The organism is Pararhizobium sp., assembly GCF_965279435.1.
In the GTDB taxonomy this organism is placed as follows: Bacteria; Pseudomonadota; Alphaproteobacteria; order Rhizobiales; family Rhizobiaceae; genus Pararhizobium.
Genome location: NZ_CBDIHY010000003.1, coordinates 3,197,858 through 3,214,656, shown reverse-complemented (window position 1 = coordinate 3,214,656; position 16,799 = coordinate 3,197,858). Strand labels below are relative to the sequence as shown.

At 57.6% G+C, this 16,799-nt stretch carries 28 protein-coding genes; all 28 read right to left on the bottom strand.

From position 1 onward, the window contains the following. Positions 1–206 precede the first annotated feature (206 nt). Positions 207–632, bottom strand: coding sequence for a 50S ribosomal protein L17 (gene rplQ / locus ACQY8Q_RS21355; RefSeq protein ID WP_060638386.1), 426 nt, complete (start codon positions 630–632; stop codon positions 207–209). A gap of 215 nt (positions 633–847) precedes the next feature. Continuing rightward, positions 848–1,858, bottom strand: coding sequence for a DNA-directed RNA polymerase subunit alpha (locus ACQY8Q_RS21350; protein WP_060638418.1), 1,011 nt, complete (start codon positions 1,856–1,858; stop codon positions 848–850). A 100-nt stretch (positions 1,859–1,958) separates the two neighbouring features. After that, positions 1,959–2,348, bottom strand: coding sequence for a 30S ribosomal protein S11 (rpsK, locus tag ACQY8Q_RS21345; protein ID WP_018328263.1), 390 nt, complete (start codon positions 2,346–2,348; stop codon positions 1,959–1,961). Positions 2,349–2,585: 237 nt separating this feature from the next. Continuing rightward, positions 2,586–2,954 carry a 30S ribosomal protein S13 gene (gene rpsM, locus ACQY8Q_RS21340; RefSeq protein WP_071832785.1) on the bottom strand — a complete coding sequence of 123 codons (369 nt, stop codon included), beginning with the start codon at positions 2,952–2,954 and terminating at the stop codon, positions 2,586–2,588. A gap of 228 nt (positions 2,955–3,182) precedes the next feature. Continuing rightward, the gene (locus ACQY8Q_RS21335; protein WP_428428368.1) at positions 3,183–3,779 is read right to left on the bottom strand and encodes an adenylate kinase; all 597 of its coding nucleotides are present in this window, start codon (positions 3,777–3,779) and stop codon (positions 3,183–3,185) included. Then, on the bottom strand, positions 3,776–5,116 hold the full coding sequence (gene secY, locus ACQY8Q_RS21330; protein ID WP_113243439.1) for a preprotein translocase subunit SecY: 1,341 nt from the start codon (positions 5,114–5,116) through the stop codon (positions 3,776–3,778). Before secY ends, ACQY8Q_RS21335 begins: the two co-directional genes overlap by 4 nt. Before the next feature lie 235 nt (positions 5,117–5,351). Continuing rightward, positions 5,352–5,822 (bottom strand): 50S ribosomal protein L15, encoded by a 471-nt coding sequence (rplO, locus tag ACQY8Q_RS21325; RefSeq protein ID WP_426230069.1) that lies wholly within the window; start codon positions 5,820–5,822, stop codon positions 5,352–5,354. 13 nt (positions 5,823–5,835) lie between these two features. Then, a complete protein-coding gene (gene rpmD, locus ACQY8Q_RS21320; protein ID WP_428428366.1) occupies positions 5,836–6,039 on the bottom strand; it encodes a 50S ribosomal protein L30 in 204 nt (67 codons plus the stop codon). 13 nt (positions 6,040–6,052) lie between these two features. Continuing rightward, positions 6,053–6,622, bottom strand: coding sequence for a 30S ribosomal protein S5 (rpsE, locus tag ACQY8Q_RS21315; RefSeq protein WP_060505083.1), 570 nt, complete (start codon positions 6,620–6,622; stop codon positions 6,053–6,055). Positions 6,623–6,761: 139 nt separating this feature from the next. After that, complete coding sequence (gene rplR, locus ACQY8Q_RS21310) at positions 6,762–7,124, bottom strand: 50S ribosomal protein L18 (RefSeq protein WP_037100619.1); 363 nt, start codon at positions 7,122–7,124, stop codon at positions 6,762–6,764. Positions 7,125–7,136: 12 nt separating this feature from the next. After that, positions 7,137–7,673: a 50S ribosomal protein L6 gene (rplF, locus tag ACQY8Q_RS21305; RefSeq protein WP_428428365.1), complete on the bottom strand. Its 537-nt coding sequence runs from the start codon at positions 7,671–7,673 to the stop codon at positions 7,137–7,139. A 43-nt stretch (positions 7,674–7,716) separates the two neighbouring features. Then, entirely contained in the window at positions 7,717–8,115 is a 399-nt protein-coding gene (gene rpsH / locus ACQY8Q_RS21300; protein ID WP_056335736.1) for a 30S ribosomal protein S8, read from the bottom strand. Positions 8,116–8,127: 12 nt separating this feature from the next. After that, positions 8,128–8,433 carry a 30S ribosomal protein S14 gene (gene rpsN / locus ACQY8Q_RS21295; protein ID WP_113243436.1) on the bottom strand — a complete coding sequence of 102 codons (306 nt, stop codon included), beginning with the start codon at positions 8,431–8,433 and terminating at the stop codon, positions 8,128–8,130. A gap of 31 nt (positions 8,434–8,464) precedes the next feature. Continuing rightward, on the bottom strand, positions 8,465–9,025 hold the full coding sequence (gene rplE / locus ACQY8Q_RS21290; protein WP_113243435.1) for a 50S ribosomal protein L5: 561 nt from the start codon (positions 9,023–9,025) through the stop codon (positions 8,465–8,467). Beyond that, positions 9,018–9,329, bottom strand: coding sequence for a 50S ribosomal protein L24 (gene rplX / locus ACQY8Q_RS21285; RefSeq protein ID WP_428428364.1), 312 nt, complete (start codon positions 9,327–9,329; stop codon positions 9,018–9,020). Before rplX ends, rplE begins: the two co-directional genes overlap by 8 nt. A 12-nt stretch (positions 9,330–9,341) precedes the next feature. Next, complete coding sequence (gene rplN, locus ACQY8Q_RS21280; RefSeq protein ID WP_018328276.1) at positions 9,342–9,710, bottom strand: 50S ribosomal protein L14; 369 nt, start codon at positions 9,708–9,710, stop codon at positions 9,342–9,344. A gap of 239 nt (positions 9,711–9,949) precedes the next feature. Then, complete coding sequence (gene rpsQ / locus ACQY8Q_RS21275) at positions 9,950–10,186, bottom strand: 30S ribosomal protein S17 (protein ID WP_037100601.1); 237 nt, start codon at positions 10,184–10,186, stop codon at positions 9,950–9,952. A gap of 12 nt (positions 10,187–10,198) precedes the next feature. Continuing rightward, entirely contained in the window at positions 10,199–10,399 is a 201-nt protein-coding gene (gene rpmC, locus ACQY8Q_RS21270; RefSeq protein WP_113243433.1) for a 50S ribosomal protein L29, read from the bottom strand. 13 nt (positions 10,400–10,412) lie between these two features. Next, positions 10,413–10,826 (bottom strand): 50S ribosomal protein L16, encoded by a 414-nt coding sequence (rplP, locus tag ACQY8Q_RS21265; RefSeq protein WP_018239489.1) that lies wholly within the window; start codon positions 10,824–10,826, stop codon positions 10,413–10,415. 38 nt (positions 10,827–10,864) lie between these two features. Next, positions 10,865–11,578 (bottom strand): 30S ribosomal protein S3, encoded by a 714-nt coding sequence (gene rpsC, locus ACQY8Q_RS21260; protein ID WP_037100592.1) that lies wholly within the window; start codon positions 11,576–11,578, stop codon positions 10,865–10,867. Next, a complete protein-coding gene (rplV, locus tag ACQY8Q_RS21255; RefSeq protein WP_018328280.1) occupies positions 11,578–11,967 on the bottom strand; it encodes a 50S ribosomal protein L22 in 390 nt (129 codons plus the stop codon). Before rplV ends, rpsC begins: the two co-directional genes overlap by 1 nt. A gap of 2 nt (positions 11,968–11,969) precedes the next feature. Next, on the bottom strand, positions 11,970–12,248 hold the full coding sequence (rpsS, locus tag ACQY8Q_RS21250) for a 30S ribosomal protein S19 (RefSeq protein WP_037100590.1): 279 nt from the start codon (positions 12,246–12,248) through the stop codon (positions 11,970–11,972). A gap of 15 nt (positions 12,249–12,263) precedes the next feature. After that, positions 12,264–13,100 carry a 50S ribosomal protein L2 gene (gene rplB, locus ACQY8Q_RS21245; RefSeq protein WP_113243431.1) on the bottom strand — a complete coding sequence of 279 codons (837 nt, stop codon included), beginning with the start codon at positions 13,098–13,100 and terminating at the stop codon, positions 12,264–12,266. An 11-nt stretch (positions 13,101–13,111) separates the two neighbouring features. After that, a complete protein-coding gene (locus ACQY8Q_RS21240; protein WP_113243430.1) occupies positions 13,112–13,405 on the bottom strand; it encodes a 50S ribosomal protein L23 in 294 nt (97 codons plus the stop codon). Continuing rightward, positions 13,402–14,022: a 50S ribosomal protein L4 gene (gene rplD / locus ACQY8Q_RS21235; RefSeq protein ID WP_113243429.1), complete on the bottom strand. Its 621-nt coding sequence runs from the start codon at positions 14,020–14,022 to the stop codon at positions 13,402–13,404. Before rplD ends, ACQY8Q_RS21240 begins: the two co-directional genes overlap by 4 nt. Before the next feature lie 12 nt (positions 14,023–14,034). Then, positions 14,035–14,715 carry a 50S ribosomal protein L3 gene (gene rplC / locus ACQY8Q_RS21230; protein WP_428428363.1) on the bottom strand — a complete coding sequence of 227 codons (681 nt, stop codon included), beginning with the start codon at positions 14,713–14,715 and terminating at the stop codon, positions 14,035–14,037. 157 nt (positions 14,716–14,872) lie between these two features. Beyond that, a complete protein-coding gene (gene rpsJ / locus ACQY8Q_RS21225) occupies positions 14,873–15,181 on the bottom strand; it encodes a 30S ribosomal protein S10 (protein WP_003507767.1) in 309 nt (102 codons plus the stop codon). Between the two features lie 398 nt (positions 15,182–15,579). Then, a complete protein-coding gene (gene tuf, locus ACQY8Q_RS21220; protein WP_426230058.1) occupies positions 15,580–16,755 on the bottom strand; it encodes an elongation factor Tu in 1,176 nt (391 codons plus the stop codon). Positions 16,756–16,799: the final 44 nt, after the last annotated feature.

Below are 16,799 nucleotides of genomic sequence, written 5' to 3'. Positions count from 1 at the left end.
TCCGGCGATGGTGGACAGGACGAGAGTAGCGGGGGAACGGATCATGCGGGGTATCCTGGCGAAATGGTTGTTGGGTAAGACAGATAGGATGCCGGGCATGAAAAGCAAAGGCGGCGGAACCGTGAAAACACGATCAACAACAGCCTAAACGCAAAACAGCCGGGCTTTTGGCCCGGCTGTTTCAATCTTCCGATCAAACGGAAAACTTAAGCGGCGTCTGCAGCTTCTGCTTCGGCAGCAACGCGTGCGATATCCTTGGCACCCTTGGCCGAGGTGTCGCGGTCAACGAACTCAATAACGGCCAGAGCCGCATTGTCGCCGTGACGGTAGCCAGCCTTCATGATGCGCAAGTAGCCGCCGTTGCGGGTTGCGTAACGTGTTGCGATGGCATCGAACAGCTTGCCGACGACAGCAACGTCGCGGATCTGCGAGATGGCCTGACGACGCGCATGAAGGTCCCCCTTCTTGCCGAGCGTGACGAGCTTCTCGACGATCGGACGGATTTCCTTTGCCTTCGGCAGGGTCGTGATGATCTGCTCATGTTCGATGAGCGAAGCAGCCATATTGGCAAACATTGCCTTACGGTGGCTTGCAGTTCTATTCAGCTTGCGGCCGGCTACACCATGGCGCATTGCTATTCTCCTTTAATTGCAGGTTCCCTCTTGAGTATGGGCCTGCCGTTTCCTGGCACATGCAGACTTTTGCCTGCTGTTTGACGGGGAAAGGCAGTCAAAACCTGCCTTTTTTATTGCAGCGCATGCCCCTTTCAAATTCATTTGAAAGAAAGGCACATGCGCCATTGAAATGCTAAGGCCAAGTTGACCGCGTTCTTCGAACGCGGACGGCCTTAGTACTGGTCTTCGTAGCGCTTGGCGAGATCTTCGATGTTCTCGGGCGGCCATGCGGGCACTTCCATGCCGAGATGCAGGCCCATGGAAGCGAGAACTTCCTTGATTTCGTTCAGCGACTTGCGGCCAAAGTTCGGAGTGCGAAGCATTTCGGCTTCGGTCTTCTGAATGAGGTCGCCGATATAGACGATGTTGTCGTTCTTCAGGCAGTTGGCCGAACGGACGGAAAGTTCCAGTTCGTCGACCTTCTTGAGCAGTGCCGGGTTGAACGCCAGTTCGGTAACGGCTTCTTCTTCGGCTTCCTTCTGCGGTTCGTCGAAGTTGACGAAAACGCCGAGCTGGTCCTGAAGGATGCGGGCCGCGAAAGCGACTGCATCTTCACCGGTGACGGAACCATCGGTCTCGATCTGCATCGACAGCTTATCGTAGTCGAGAACCTGGCCTTCACGGGTGTTTTCCACCTTGTAGGACACTTTCTTGACCGGCGAATACAGGCTGTCGACCGGGATGAGGCCGATCGGTGCATCTTCCGAACGGTTGCGGTCTGCAGGCACGTAGCCCTTGCCATTGTTGACGGTGAACTCCATGCGGATTTCGGCGCCCTCGTCGAGGGTGCAGATCACATGGTTCGGGTTGAGGATTTCGATATCGCCAACCGTCTGGATGTCACCGGCGGTCACAACGCCCGGACCCTGCTTGCGCACAACCATGCGCTTTGCGTCGTCGCCATCCATCTTGATGGCGATTTCCTTGATGTTCAGCACGATGTCCGTCACGTCTTCCCGGACACCCGGGATCGAGGAGAACTCGTGCAGGACGCCGTCGATCTGCACTGCGGTAACAGCAGCACCGCGAAGCGACGACAGAAGAACGCGGCGAAGCGCGTTGCCGAGCGTGAGGCCAAAGCCACGCTCCAGCGGCTCGGCAACAAGGCTAACCTTGGTGCGGCCGGTGGACGAGAACTCAACCTTGTTCGGCTTGATCAGTTCCTGCCAGTTTTTCTGAATCATATGTTTTGCCTTCTGTTCGTTGCCACCATTCAATCGTGGCAACCGAGCCTTGAAGCGCCGGGAGAGGTACCCCCCTCACCGGCAGGATGAATGCGTAAACTTAAACGCGGCGCTTCTTGCGCGGACGGCAACCGTTGTGCGGGATCGGCGTGACGTCACGGATCGAAGTGATCATGAAGCCAGCAGCCTGAAGCGCACGCAGAGCCGATTCACGGCCGGAACCCGGGCCGCAAACTTCGACTTCGAGCGTCTTCATGCCGTGTTCCTGGGCCTTCTTGGCCGCATCTTCGGCGGCCATCTGAGCTGCGAACGGGGTCGACTTACGCGAGCCCTTGAAGCCCTTCGAACCAGCCGAAGACCAGGCAATTGCGTTGCCCTGTGCGTCGGTGATGGTGATCATCGTGTTGTTGAACGACGAGTTGACGTGCGCAACGCCCGTAGAAATGTTTTTCCGCTCGCGACGGCGAACGCGTGTGGCTTCCTTGGCCATGGTATACCTTTCGTTGATCTCTGCACCGCCGTAGTACCAGCGGCTCCACCGGGCGGAGGCTAACCCCTGCCCTGAATTTTAAAGTCATGCGCGAACGTAGAAATCCGGTCTGCGCGGCGATATCGTCACTGCCGTAGTTCCAGCAGCTCCACCGGAGGGACGCGAAGCGCGCCCTTCCGAAACCACAAAAGAGGCCGGCGCCAAGCGCCAGCCTCTGCATTTCCCATTTCTGGGAAATTACTTCTTCTTGCCTGCAATCGCCTTTGCCGGGCCCTTGCGGGTACGAGCATTGGTGTGCGTGCGCTGACCGCGAACAGGCAGCGAACGACGGTGACGCAGGCCGCGGTAGCAGCCCAGGTCCATCAGACGCTTGATGTTCATCGAGGTTTCGCGACGCAGGTCGCCTTCAACCTGATAATCACGGTCGATTGCTTCGCGGATCTGAAGAACTTCAGCATCCGTCAATTGGTGCACACGACGTTCAGCCGGGATACCGACCTTCTCGACGATTTCCTGTGCGAACTTCGCTCCAATCCCGTGAATGTAACGAAGCGCGATTACTACGCGCTTGCTCGTCGGGATGTTGACGCCAGCGATACGTGCCACGCCTGTTCTCCTTGCTTCCAGTTGCCATCCGGCAATAGGTGCTTCGTTATTCAGCCCGTTTAAGAGGCCGACTGTGAAAGTTCTGTTCGGAACACGTCAAAAGAATCGCGCCCGGACTTCGTCTTTGAAATCCGCGCCGATCCCTAGCATGCTGCGAGTTAGCGCGGTCTTTGAAGGAATCGACCGCAAAAGTCAACTCCCCGGCAGTCCTTTTTCAAGAACGGCCATTTAGGCGTCGGCGGAAGCCGATGCCAGAATCGTGTTGATCTGGGATGTTACGGTCTCAACCGGTGCCATTCCATCAACTGTCTTCAACTCGCCCGTTACAGCGTAGTGCTGCGACAGCGGCGCCGTCTTCTCGCGATACTCGACAAGACGCTTCTTGAATGCTTCCGGATTATCGTCGGAACGAACCGTACCGCCAGCGGCAATGGTCTCTGCTACGCGATTCTCGATGCGCCGTACAAGCGCATCTTCATCCACCTTCAATTCAATAACAGAATCAAGCCGCAGTCCCTTGCCTGCAAGCATCTTGCCAAGGGCAACAGCCTGCGGAACGGTGCGCGGATAGCCATCAAGAATGAAGCCATTCGCACAGTCAGCCGAATCGATCCGGTCGGAAACGATTTCATTGACAATCTCGTCGGACACCAGCTGGCCGGCATCCATGACAGCCTTGGCACGTTTTCCAACTTCCGTCTGGGCCTGCACGGCGGCCCGCAGCATATCGCCTGTGGAAAGCTGCGGAATACCGTATTTTTCCGTCAGAAGCTTGGCCTGTGTTCCCTTGCCTGCTCCCGGCGGTCCTAAAAATATTAGTCTCATCGGCCCCTCTTTCCTCCACGCAGCTTCGATTTCTTGATCAGCCCCTCATACTGCTGGGCAATCAGGTGACCCTGCACCTGTGCTACAGTATCAAGGGTAACGCTGACAACAATCAAAAGCGACGTACCACCAAGGTAGAACGGCATACCGGTCTGCGCGATCACGACTTCCGGCAGAATGCAGACGAACATCAGGTAGAGCGCGCCGAGCACAGTGATGCGGGTCAGCACGTAATCGATGTATTCTGCGGTGCGCTCACCTGGGCGAATGCCGAGGATGAAGCCACCATGCTTCTTCAGATTGTCGGCCGTATCCTTCGGATTGAAAACGATAGCTGTGTAGAAGAAGGCAAAGAACGCAATCATGGCACCATAGAGCACCATGTAGAGCGGCTTGCCGTGACCGAGCGCTGCAACGATGGTCGTTGCCCAGCCTGGCAGTGCCGCACTGTTGGCAAAGCCTGCAAGCGTTGCCGGCAAAAGCAGCAGCGACGACGCAAAGATGGCGGGAATAACACCGGCAGTGTTGAGCTTCAGCGGCAGATGCGAGGTATCGCCCTGGAACATCTTGTTACCAACCTGTCGCTTCGGATACTGGATCAGAAGCCGGCGCTGGGCGCGCTCGACGAAGACGATTAGCGCGATAACGCCAACGACCATGACGATGATGGCGAGGATCAGCGGTGTCGACAGAGCGCCGGTGCGGCCGAGTTCCAGCGTGCCGGCCAGAGCCGTCGGCAGATGCGCGACGATACCGGCGAAGATGATCAGCGAGATACCGTTGCCGATACCGCGCGAGGTGATCTGCTCGCCGAGCCACATCAGGAACATCGTACCGCCAAGCAGTGAAATGACGGTGGAGATCCGGAAGAACCAGCCTGCATCGACGACAAGGCCGTTGCCGCTCTCGAGGCCAACCGCGATGCCATAGGCCTGCAGCGTGCCGAGCAGCACCGTGCCGTAGCGGGTGTACTGGTTGATGACCTTGCGGCCCTGCTCGCCTTCCTTCTTCAACTGTTCAAGCGACGGAACCACGGAGGTCATCAGCTGAACGATGATGGAGGCGGAAATGTAAGGCATGATGCCGAGGGCGAAGATCGCCATGCGCTCGACGGCGCCGCCGGAAAACATGTTGAAAAGGCCAAGGATGCCACCGCTTTGCCCGGCAAACGCCTGTGCAAAAGCTTCCGGGTTCAGGCCTGGCAGCGGAATGTAGGTACCAAGGCGATACACCAAAAGCGCGCCCAGGGTGAACCAGAGGCGGCGTTTCAGATCTTCGGCTTTTGCGAACGTCGCAAAATTCAGGTTGGAGGCGAGCTGTTCCGCTGCAGAAGCCATGCAATTCTCCGCGTAGCCAGTTCGGAACCCGCGGGAAAACCCGGTCAGATCCGGAAAGGCTATCTTCTTTTTATGAAAACCGGCTTGCAAACGACTGCTACTGCAATCACGCGCCTCACCGTGGTTCCCGATCAATATTCTGCGCCAGACGAATCCGGCCGCGCATCTGTGAGGCTCTCATATGGGAGCAAAACCGCCCGGTGTGAAGCACCCCGGGCGGTTCATCAGCAACTAATTATTCGGCAGCGCCCGAAAGCAGCTTGATCGAACCGCCAGCCTTTTCGATCTTTTCGATCGCAGGCTTGGAAGCGCCGGCAACTTCGATCGTTACCTTTGCTGTCAGTTCGCCATCGGCGAGAACCCGAACGCCATCTCTGGCGCGGCGGATAACACCGGCAGCCGTCAGAGCAGCAGCATCGATAGCCTTGGAAGCGTCAAGCTTCTTGGCGTCGATGGCGATCTGGATACGGCCGAGCGACACAACAACAAAGTCCGAACGGAAGATGTTGTTGAAGCCACGCTTCGGCAAACGGCGGTAGATTGGCATCTGGCCGCCTTCGAAGCCATTGATGGCGACGCCGGAACGAGCCTTCTGACCCTTGACACCGCGTCCGGCAGTCTTGCCGGATCCGGAGCCGATACCACGGCCGAGACGCTTGCGGTTCTTTGTAGAACCTTCGTTGTCTTTGATTTCATTCAGTTTCATGATGGTATCCCCCTCACTTCTCTTCGACGACGCGAACGAGGTGCTGGACGGCCCGGATCATGCCACGAACGGAAGGTGTATCTTCCAGAACGCTAACCCGGTGCATCTTGTTGAGACCGAGACCGATCAGCGTTGCACGCTGTACGGCTGGGCGGCGAATGGGGCTGCCGATCTGTTCGACCGCAACCGTCTTCTTTGCAACTTCTTTTTTAACCATTGTTCAGGCTCCCTTATTCTTCGGAAGCAACGCCGGCGGATACGCGGCGGCTCTGCAGAGTGGCATACTTCATGCCGCGCTGAGCTGCGATATCCTTCGGGTGCATCTGGCTCTTCAGGGCGTCGAACGTGGCGCGAATCATGTTGTACGGGTTCGAAGAACCCGTCGACTTCGCAACAACGTCGTGCATGCCGAGCGTTTCGAAAACGGCGCGCATCGGGCCACCGGCAATGATACCGGTACCGGCCTTGGCAGCACGCAGCAGAACCTTGCCTGCGCCGTGACGGCCATGAACGTCGTGATGAAGCGTACGGCCCGAGCGCAGCGGAACGAAGATCAGTTCGCGCTTGGCAGCTTCGGTGGCCTTGCGGATGGCTTCCGGCACTTCACGTGCCTTGCCATGACCGAAGCCAACGCGGCCCTTCTGGTCGCCGACGACGACGAGAGCAGCAAAGCCGAAACGACGGCCGCCCTTGACGACTTTTGCGACGCGGTTGATTGCTACGAGCTTGTCAACGAATTCGCTGTCGCGCTCCTCGCGGTTCTGGCGATCATCGCGAGAACCTCTTTTTTCTTGTGCCATTGTCCTTTTCCTTTTTCTTTTCCGGGTGCAATCGGCAGATTGACAAAAAGTCGCCCCGCCCCTTCGAGGGAGCGGAAGCGACGCGCTTTATAAAAAGCGGTTCGATGATCCGCCCAGGCAAGCCCGGACGGATATCATCTTAGAAGTTCAGGCCACCCTCGCGGGCTGCCTCGGCGAGCGCCTTGACGCGGCCGTGATAGATGAAGGCGCCACGGTCAAAGACAACGTCCTTGACACCAGCCTTCGAGGCGCGCTCTGCGAGGAGCTTGCCAACGGCAGCAGCTGCTGCCGTGTCAGCGCCCGTCTTAAGGGACGGACGCAGATCCGTGTCGAGTGTCGAGGCAGACGCAACGGTCTTGCCAGCAACATCATCGATAACCTGTGCGTAGATGTTCTTCGACGAGCGATGAACGGACAGGCGCAGACGGCCATTGGCCACTGCCTTGACTTGACGGCGCACGCGGCTGGCGCGGCGCACAAGTGTATCTTTCCTTGTAGCCATTTCGCGTGATCCTTACTTCTTCTTGCCTTCTTTGCGGACAATCCGCTCACCAGCATACTTGACGCCCTTGCCCTTGTAGGGCTCGGGCCCACGGTATTCGCGGATTTCTGCCGCGACCTGGCCGACCTGCTGCTTGTTGATGCCGGTGACGACGATTTCCGTCGGCTTCGGCACAGCAATCGAGATGCCTTCAGGAGTCTGATAGACCACGTCGTGGCTGAAACCGAGTGCCAGCTGCAGGTTCTTGCCCTGAAGCGACGCGCGATAACCAACGCCGTTGATTTCGAGCTTGCGCTCGTAACCGTCCTTGACGCCCTTGAAGATGTTTTCGATCATCGTGCGGGACATGCCCCACTTGGAACGAGCATCCTTGGACTGATCAACGGGGGTCACCGACACCGCGTTGTTGTCTTCCAGCTTTACGAGAACTTCGTCGTTAGCAACGAAGAAGAGTTCGCCTTTCGGGCCCTTTGCAGTCACTGTCTGGCCATTAACCGTGGCTGTGACACCTGCAGGAACCGGAACGGGCTTTTTACCGATACGAGACATATTTCAAACCTGTCTGTCCGTTATGGAGATCACTGCTACCGTATTAGAATACGGAGCAGAGAACCTCGCCACCAACGTTCTGTTCGCGTGCCTGATGATCGGCCATCACACCCTTCGGAGTCGAAAGGATAGTGATACCGAGACCGTTCGCGACCTGCGGAATGGACTTGACCGAGACATAAACTCGGCGGCCCGGCTTCGATACGCGGCCGATCTCACGGATCACCGACGCACCTTCGTAGTATTTCAATTCGATATTGATCTCGGCCTTGCCGTTACCAAATTCGGTTTCCGAATAACCGCGGATGTAACCTTCAGCCTGAAGGACATCGAGGACGCGTGCGCGCAGCTTGGAAGCCGGAGTGGAAACACTCGACTTGCGGCGGGCAGCACCGTTGCGGATACGTGTGAGCATATCGCCCAGCGGATCAGTCATTGCCATGTACCCGTCTCCTTACCAGCTCGACTTAACAATGCCCGGCACCTTGCCGAAATTGCCAAGTTCACGAAGCGCAATACGCGACATCTTGAGTTTGCGATAATATGCGCGCGGACGACCCGTTACTTCGCAACGGTTGCGAACGCGGGTCTTGGAGCCGTCACGCGGGAGGCTGGCCAGCTTAAGAGTAGCCTTGAAACGCTCTTCAATCGGAAGAGACTGGTTCATGATGGTTGCCTTCAGGGCAGCGCGCTTGGACGCTTCCTGGGCAACCGACTTACGGCGGCGATTGTTCTTTTCAATTGCGCTCGTCTTCGCCATTCAACTTAATCCTTCTGCTTGTCGTTACGGCTTACTGGCGAAACGGGAAGTTGAACTCTGTAAGCAGAGCGCGTGCTTCGTCGTCGTTCGTTGCCGTCGTGCAAACGATGATGTCCATGCCCCACATCTGATCAACCTTGTCGTAGTTGATCTCCGGGAACACAATGTGTTCCTTGACACCCATGGCGAAGTTGCCACGGCCGTCAAAGCTCTTCGGATTCAGGCCGCGGAAATCTCGAACGCGCGGAAGCGCGATGTTGATCAGGCGGTCCAGGAATTCGTACATGCGAACGCCGCGCAGGGTAACCTTTGCGCCGATCGGCATGCCTTCGCGCAGCTTGAAGCCGGCGATGGAGGTGCGGGCCTTGGTGATGACCGGCTTCTGGCCGGCAATCGCTGCGAGATCTGCTGCAGCAACCGTTGGCTTCTTCGAATCAGCCGTCGATTCACCAACACCCATGTTGATCACGATCTTGTCGAGGCGCGGGATCTGCATGACGTTTGCATAGGAGAACTTCTCCTGCATCGCCTTGGTGATACGCTCGACGTAATCGACCTTGAGCCGTGGCTCGTACTTCTTAGCGTCAGCCATCGATCGACACTCCCGAACGCTTTGCAACGCGAACCTTCTTGTCGCCGTCGATCTTGAAACCGACGCGAGTCGGCTTGCCGTCCTGCGGATCGGCGATCGCGAGATTCGACAGATGAATCGACGCTTCCTTGTTGATGATACCGGCTTCCTGGGCCTGGGTCTGGCGCTGGTGACGCTTCACCATGTTTACGCCACGCACAACGGCCCGGTCTTCCTTAGGCATAACCTGGAGAACTTCCCCAGAACGACCCTTGTCTTTGCCGGTCAATACGACGACTTTGTCGCCCTTGCGAATCTTTTGCATCTCAATCGCTCCTTACAGTACTTCTGGAGCCAGCGAGATGATCTTCATGTGGTTCTTGGCGCGAAGTTCGCGCGGAACCGGTCCGAAGATACGGGTGCCGATCGGCTCTTTCTTGTTGTCGATAAGAACAGCTGCGTTGTTATCGAACCGGATGACGCTGCCGTCCGGACGACGGATGTCCTTGGCTGTGCGAACGACAACCGCCTTCATCACATCACCCTTCTTGACGCGGCCGCGCGGAATAGCTTCCTTGATCGAAACGACAATAATGTCGCCGACCGAAGCGTACTTGCGCTTGGAGCCGCCCAGCACCTTGATGCACATGACACGACGTGCGCCGGAATTATCCGCCACGTCGAGGTTTGTTTGCATCTGAATCATGTCAGGTCGCCTTCTTGTTGTGACCGGACCGGTTGGGCCAACCTCATCAGATTGAGGGCCCCCTGTTCCAGCTTCTAAATTTCTGTTCTCGCGCGGGATCGATCATTGCCAGGGTGGTTTCCCGAAACAGGACCTTCCGTGCGCTCAAAGCAAAAGAACGCTCGTAGTCGAGCGTCCTTGCGCTGCTTCATACAGATTTTCGCAGCCAACGCAAGCGCTGGATGCGAAACTCTTAAGAATTAGGCCTGAACGGAAACCACTGTCCAGGTCTTGTCCTTAGAAATCGGCGCGCATTCCTCGATGGAAACCTGATCGCCGACCTTGTACTGGTTGTTCTCGTCATGCGCCTTGTACTTCTTGGACCGGCGAACGGTCTTCTGGAAGATCGGGTGCGCGAAACGACGCTCGACACGGACCACGACGGTCTTATCGTTCTTGTCGCTGACGACTGTGCCCTGCAGAATGCGTTTTGGCATATTCTTAGATCCTTAAGCCTTGGCTTCTGCCGCCTTCTGGCGGGCAATGGTTTTGACGCGCGCAATGCCCTTGCGGACTTCATTGATGCGCGACGACTTTTCGAGCTGGCCTGTGGCCTTCTGGAAGCGCAGGTTGAACTGCTCTTTCTTCAGCTTGGCGAGCTCTTCGTTGAGCTGATCGGCGCTGAGCGCGCGGATGGTATCGGCTTTCATTGGGCTTTACTCCTTACTCTGCAATGCGCTGAACGAAGCGCGTCTTGACAGAGAGTTTCGCAGCACCAAGGCGAAGCGCCTCGCGGGCGAGTTCTTCGCTGACGCCGTCGATTTCGAACATCATTCGGCCGGGCTTGACCTTGCAAGCCCAATATTCAACCGAACCCTTACCTTTACCCATGCGGACTTCGGTCGGCTTTGCCGTGACCGGTACGTCTGGGAATACGCGGATCCATACGCGGCCGGCACGTTTCATGTGACGGGTGATCGCGCGGCGGGCCGCTTCGATCTCGCGTGCGTTTACACGGTTCGGTTCCTGAGACTTCAGGCCGAATTCACCGAAAGCAAGGTCGGAACCGCCCTTGGCAACGCCCTTGATGCGTCCCTTGAACTGCTTGCGGTACTTAGTGCGCTTTGGCTGCAACATTTTTTTAATTCTCCGATATTAGCTGCCAGGAACGACTGTTACGCGTTTTCGCGACGACGGTTGTTGCTGCTGGGGCCCTGGGCATCTGCCTCGGACGAACGACGCTCGGAAGCCATCGGATCGTGTTCGAGGATTTCGCCCTTGAAAATCCAGACCTTGATGCCGCAAATACCGAAAGCGGTCTTGGCTTCAGCCACACCGTAGTCGATGTCGGCGCGAAGCGTGTGCAACGGCACGCGGCCTTCACGGTACCATTCGGTACGCGCGATTTCAGCACCGCCGAGACGGCCACCGCAGGTGATCTTGATGCCTTCGGCGCCAAGACGCATTGCGGACTGAACGGCACGCTTCATCGCACGGCGGAAAGCCACGCGGCGTTCGAGCTGCTGAGCGATCGACTGGGCGACGAGCGTCGAGTCAACTTCCGGCTTGCGCACTTCAACGATGTTGAGGTGCGTTTCCGACTTGGTCATCTCGCCGATCTTCTTGCGCAGCTTTTCGATGTCTGCGCCCTTCTTGCCGATGATCAGGCCCGGGCGAGCCGAGTGGATCGTGACGCGGCACTTCTTGTGCGGACGCTCGATAACCACCTTGGCGATACCGGCCTGCTTCAGTTCTTCCATGACGTAGGCACGGATCTTCAGGTCTTCGTGAAGAAGCTGACCGTATTCTGCGTTGTCCGCGAACCAGCGGCTATCCCAGGTACGGTTGATGCCGAGGCGGAAGCCGACTGGATTGATCTTCTGACCCATTATGCGGCCTCCCCTTTAGCTTCGACTTCGCGAACAACGATCGTCAGATGCGCGAAAGGCTTTTCGATACGCGATGCACGGCCACGGCCACGAGCGTGGAAACGCTTCATGACGATGGACTTGCCAACGTAAGCCTCGGCTACGATCAGGCTGTCGACGTCGAGATCGTGGTTGTTTTCTGCGTTTGCGATCGCAGATTCCAACGTCTTCTTGACAGTGTCCGAGATCCGCTTGCGCGAAAACTCGAGTTCGGCCAGAGCCCGGTCAACCTTCTTGCCGCGGATCATCGCAGCTACCAGGTTGAGCTTCTGGGGGCTGACGCGGATCGTGCGCGCGATTGCCTGCGCCTCGTTATCCTTCAGCCGGCGTTCGGCTTTTGCCTTGCCCATAATTACTTCCTCTTTGCCTTCTTGTCCGCACCGTGACCGTAATAGGTCCGGGTCGGAGAGAATTCACCGAACTTGTGACCGATCATGTCTTCGTTGACACTAACCGGAACATGCTTGCTGCCATTGTAGACGCCGAACGTGAGACCGACGAACTGCGGCAGGATGGTGGAGCGACGGCTCCACATCTTGATCACTTCGTTGCGGCCGCCTTCACGAACCTTCTCAGCCTTCTTGAGAAGATAGCCGTCAACAAACGGACCTTTCCATACTGAACGAGTCATTGGAGACTTCCTCTCTTACTTCTTACGCTGATGACGCGAGCGCATGATGAACTTGTCTGTCGACTTGTTCGAGCGCGTACGCTTGCCCTTAGTGGGCTTACCCCAAGGCGAAACCGGATGACGGCCACCCGAGGTGCGGCCTTCACCACCGCCGTGCGGATGGTCAACAGGGTTCATGACGACGCCGCGAACGTGCGGACGCTTGCCACGCCACACCGAACGACCGGCCTTGCCGTCGTTGATGTTGCCGTGGTCAGGGTTGGAGACTGCACCGACCGTTGCAAGGCAGGAGCCGTGCACCAGGCGCTGTTCGCCAGACGACAGGCGAAGGATCGCCATGCCCTGGTCGCGACCGACCAGCTGAACGTAGGCGCCAGCGGAGCGAGCGATCTGACCGCCCTTGCCTGGCTTCATCTCGACGTTGTGAACGATCGAACCAACCGGCATGTACTGAAGCGGCATGGTGTTGCCTGGCTTCACGTCAACCTGCTTTTCCGAGGCGATCACCTTGTCGCCGGCAGCAAGACGCTGCGGAGCGATGATGTAAGCCTGCTGGCCGTCCGCATAGTTGATCAGCGCGATGAACGCCGTGCGGTTCGGGTCGTATTCCAGACGCTCGACCGTGCCTTCAACGTCGAACTTGCGACGCTTGAAGTCGATCAGGCGGTAGGTCCGTTTGTGACCGCCACCCTGGTAACGCACGGTGATGCGGCCAGTGTTGTTGCGGCCGCCCTTGGAGGACAGGCCTTCGGTCAGCGACTTGACTGGCTTGCCCTTGTGCAGGCCGGACCGGTCGACGATGACCAGCTGACGCTGGCTCGGGGTGGTCGGATTGAAACTTTTCAATGCCATTGTTCTATTCCTCAGAGTCCGGTTGAGACGTCGATGGTCTGACCGTCAGCGAGCGTGACGATAGCCTTCTTGACGTCCTTTTGCCGGCCAGCGAAGCCACGGAAGCGCTTCAGCTTGCCCTTGCGGACCAGCGTGTTGACAGCCGTAACCTTGACGCCGAACAGTGCTTCGATTGCAGCCTTGATTTCAGGCTTCGAGGCATCCTTGGCGACGTTGAAGATGATCTGGTTCTGTTCAGAAACCAGCGTCGACTTTTCGGTGATCGACGGAGCGAGGATCACATCGTAGTGGCGAAGGTCAGTCATTTGAACCGCTCCTCGAGAGCTTCAACTGCAGCTTTGGAAAGCACGAGCTTGCCGCGGCGCAGAATGTCGTAAACGTTGATGCCCTGCACCGGCAGAACGTCCACATTCGGGATGTTCTGAGCTGCGAGCTTGAAATTGCTGTCCAGTTCGGCGCCGCCGATGAACAACACGTTGGTCAGGCCGAGCGTTGCGAATGCGCCGGTCAGCACCTTCGTCTTGGCTTCAGCAGCAACCAGGTTGTCAACGATGATCAGCTCTTCGGCACGAAGCTTAGCGGACAGCGCATGGCGCAGGCCGAGAGCACGAACCTTCTTGGGCAGGTCATGGGCGTGGCTGCGAACAACCGGGCCGTGAGCCTTACCACCGCCGCGGAACTGCGGAGCACGAGCCGAATGGTGACGAGCGCGGCCCGTACCCTTCTGCTTGAACATCTTGGCGCCGGTGCGTGCGATTTCTGCACGGCCCTTTGCCTTGTGCGTACCCTGCTGCTTCTTAGCAAGCTGCCAGCGAACGACGCGGGCAATGATATCTTCGCGCGGCTCTAGGCCGAAAATCGCGTCGGACAGGGAAACCTTACCGGCCTCTTTGCCCTCGAGTGTGGTGACGTTGAGATCCATGATCTGGCCCCCTTACTTGGCTGCGCGCACAGCGGCAGGACGCGGAGCGTCAGCCGGAGTGCCGGACTTGATGGCGTCGCGAACGACGATCCATGCGCCCTTGGAGCCGGGTACGGCGCCCTTGACGAGGATCAGACCGCGGTCTTCATCGGTGGAGACCACTTCCAGGTTCTGGGTGGTGATGCGTGTCTGACCCATGTGGCCAGCCATGCGCTTACCCTTCCAGACGCGGCCCGGATCCTGGTTGGAACCAGTCGAACCATGCGAACGGTGCGATACGGAAACGCCGTGCGTTGCACGCAGACCGCCGAAGTTGTGGCGCTTCATAGCACCGGCAAAACCCTTACCGGACGATGTACCGGTGACGTCAACCAGCTGGCCGGTGACGAAATGGTTTGCAGTGAGCTCAGCGCCGACATCGATCAGGTTGTCCGACGATACGCGGAACTCGATGACCTTGGCCTTCGGCTCTACGTTGGCGGCAGCGAACTGACCACGCAACGGCTTGCTCGTGTTCTTGACTTTAGCCTGGCCAGCACCGAGCTGAACTGCGGTGTAGCCATTCTTGTCTTCTGTGCGATGGGCCACAACCTGGCAGTTTTCCATCCGCAATACTGTAACTGGGATGTGCTCACCAGCGTCGTTATAGACGCGGGTCATCCCAATCTTCTGTGCAATCACACCTGAACGCATTGGTTCATTCCTCTTAAGAGTTAGCGACGGAGAAACCCCCGTTGCATCTCTGGTTTAAGGTCTCCCTCTTCTCGTCCGATCCAAGTGGGATCATCCGATCGAAGGGTCGCCCGTTTTTGGAAGCCGTTGGACCGAAATCCACGTACCTTCCTTGTTTTTAAAGCTTGATTTCCACGTCTACGCCGGCAGCGAGGTCGAGCTTCATCAGCGCGTCAACAGTCTGGGGAGTAGGATCGACGATATCGAGGAGGCGCTTGTGGGTGCGCATCTCGAACTGTTCACGGCTCTTCTTGTCCACGTGGGGCGAGCGGTTGACAGTAAACTTTTCAATCCGCGTAGGAAGCGGCACCGGACCACGAACCGAAGCGCCTGTGCGCTTGGCCGTCGAAACGATTTCCCGCGTGGAGGCATCAAGAATCCGGTGATCAAACGCCTTGAGGCGGATACGGATATTCTGGCCGTTCATTCGAGTTATCCTTGTTGTTGTAAGCGAAAGCCCCAGGGTGAGGCATTTCGTTATTCGTTTCCGGGTGCTGATGCTTCAAAGAGCACAAAGAGCAAATCACTCTCTGTCCGTTTCTGCAATTCGACCCGCACATATACGGAATCGGCGTCCGACACAATGACCGAACGCCCACGAAAGCACGTTTTTTCGCGCTTCCGTCAATTCGAGAGGCATACACCCTGAGGCGCAGGCTTCGACCAGCAAATATTCAAGGAAGCGGCGTTTAAAAACGCCGCTTCCCAACCGAGTAAATCACTCGACGATGGAGGCTGCGATGCCGACGCCGGCTACAAATCGCGCTTGCACGCCATTTGTGTCCCTTTTCTGCGTCGGCAGCTTTCGACCTGGTCTAACGATTGTTATTCAACAATCGAGGCAACGATGCCGGCGCCGACGGTGCGGCCGCCTTCGCGGATAGCGAAGCGCAGCTTTTCTTCCATCGCGATCGGAACGATCAGCTCGACAGAAACCGTGACGTTGTCGCCAGGCATAACCATTTCCGTGCCTTCAGGAAGCGACACGATGCCGGTCACGTCCGTCGTGCGGAAGTAGAACTGCGGACGATAGTTGGTGAAGAACGGTGTATGACGGCCGCCCTCTTCCTTCGTCAGGATGTAGGCTTCAGCCATGAACTTCTTGTGCGGCTTGACCGAACCCGGCTTGCACAGGATCTGACCACGCTCGACGCCGTCACGGGTAACGCCGCGAACGAGAGCGCCGATGTTGTCGCCAGCCTGGCCCTGATCGAGCAGCTTGCGGAACATTTCAACGCCGGTAACCGTCGTCTTGGCCGTCGGGCGGATGCCGACGATTTCGACTTCTTCGCCGACCTTGACGATACCACGCTCAACGCGGCCGGTCACAACCGTACCACGGCCCGAGATCGAGAACACGTCTTCGATCGGCAGCAGGAACGGCAGGTTGATCGGACGCTCAGGCGTCGGGATGTAGGCGTCAACAGCAGCCATCAGCTCGCGGATTGCATCTTCGCCGATCTTCTTGTCCGAATCTTCAAGAGCAGCCAGAGCCGAACCCTTGATGATCGGAATGTCGTCGCCCGGGAAGTCGTACATCGACAGAAGTTCGCGCACTTCCAGCTCGACGAGCTCGAGAAGTTCAGCGTCGTCGACCTGGTCGACCTTGTTGAGGAACACGACGATTGCCGGAACGCCAACCTGACGGGCAAGCAGGATGTGCTCGCGGGTCTGCGGCATCGGGCCGTCGGCTGCCGAGCAAACCAGGATTGCGCCGTCCATCTGGGCAGCACCGGTGATCATGTTCTTGACGTAGTCGGCGTGGCCGGGGCAGTCAACGTGGGCATAGTGACGGGCAGGCGTTTCATACTCGACGTGGGCCGTCGAGATGGTGATGCCGCGGGCCTTTTCTTCCGGTGCAGCGTCGATCTGGTCGTACGCCTTGTATTCGCCGAAATACTTCGTGATCGCTGCCGTCAGCGACGTCTTGCCATGGTCGACGTGGCCGATCGTGCCAATGTTAACGTGCGGCTTATTGCGCTCAAATTTGCTCTTTGCCATTTCCGGCTCTCCGTTTTGTAACCCCGAAGGGGAATTCTCTTGTT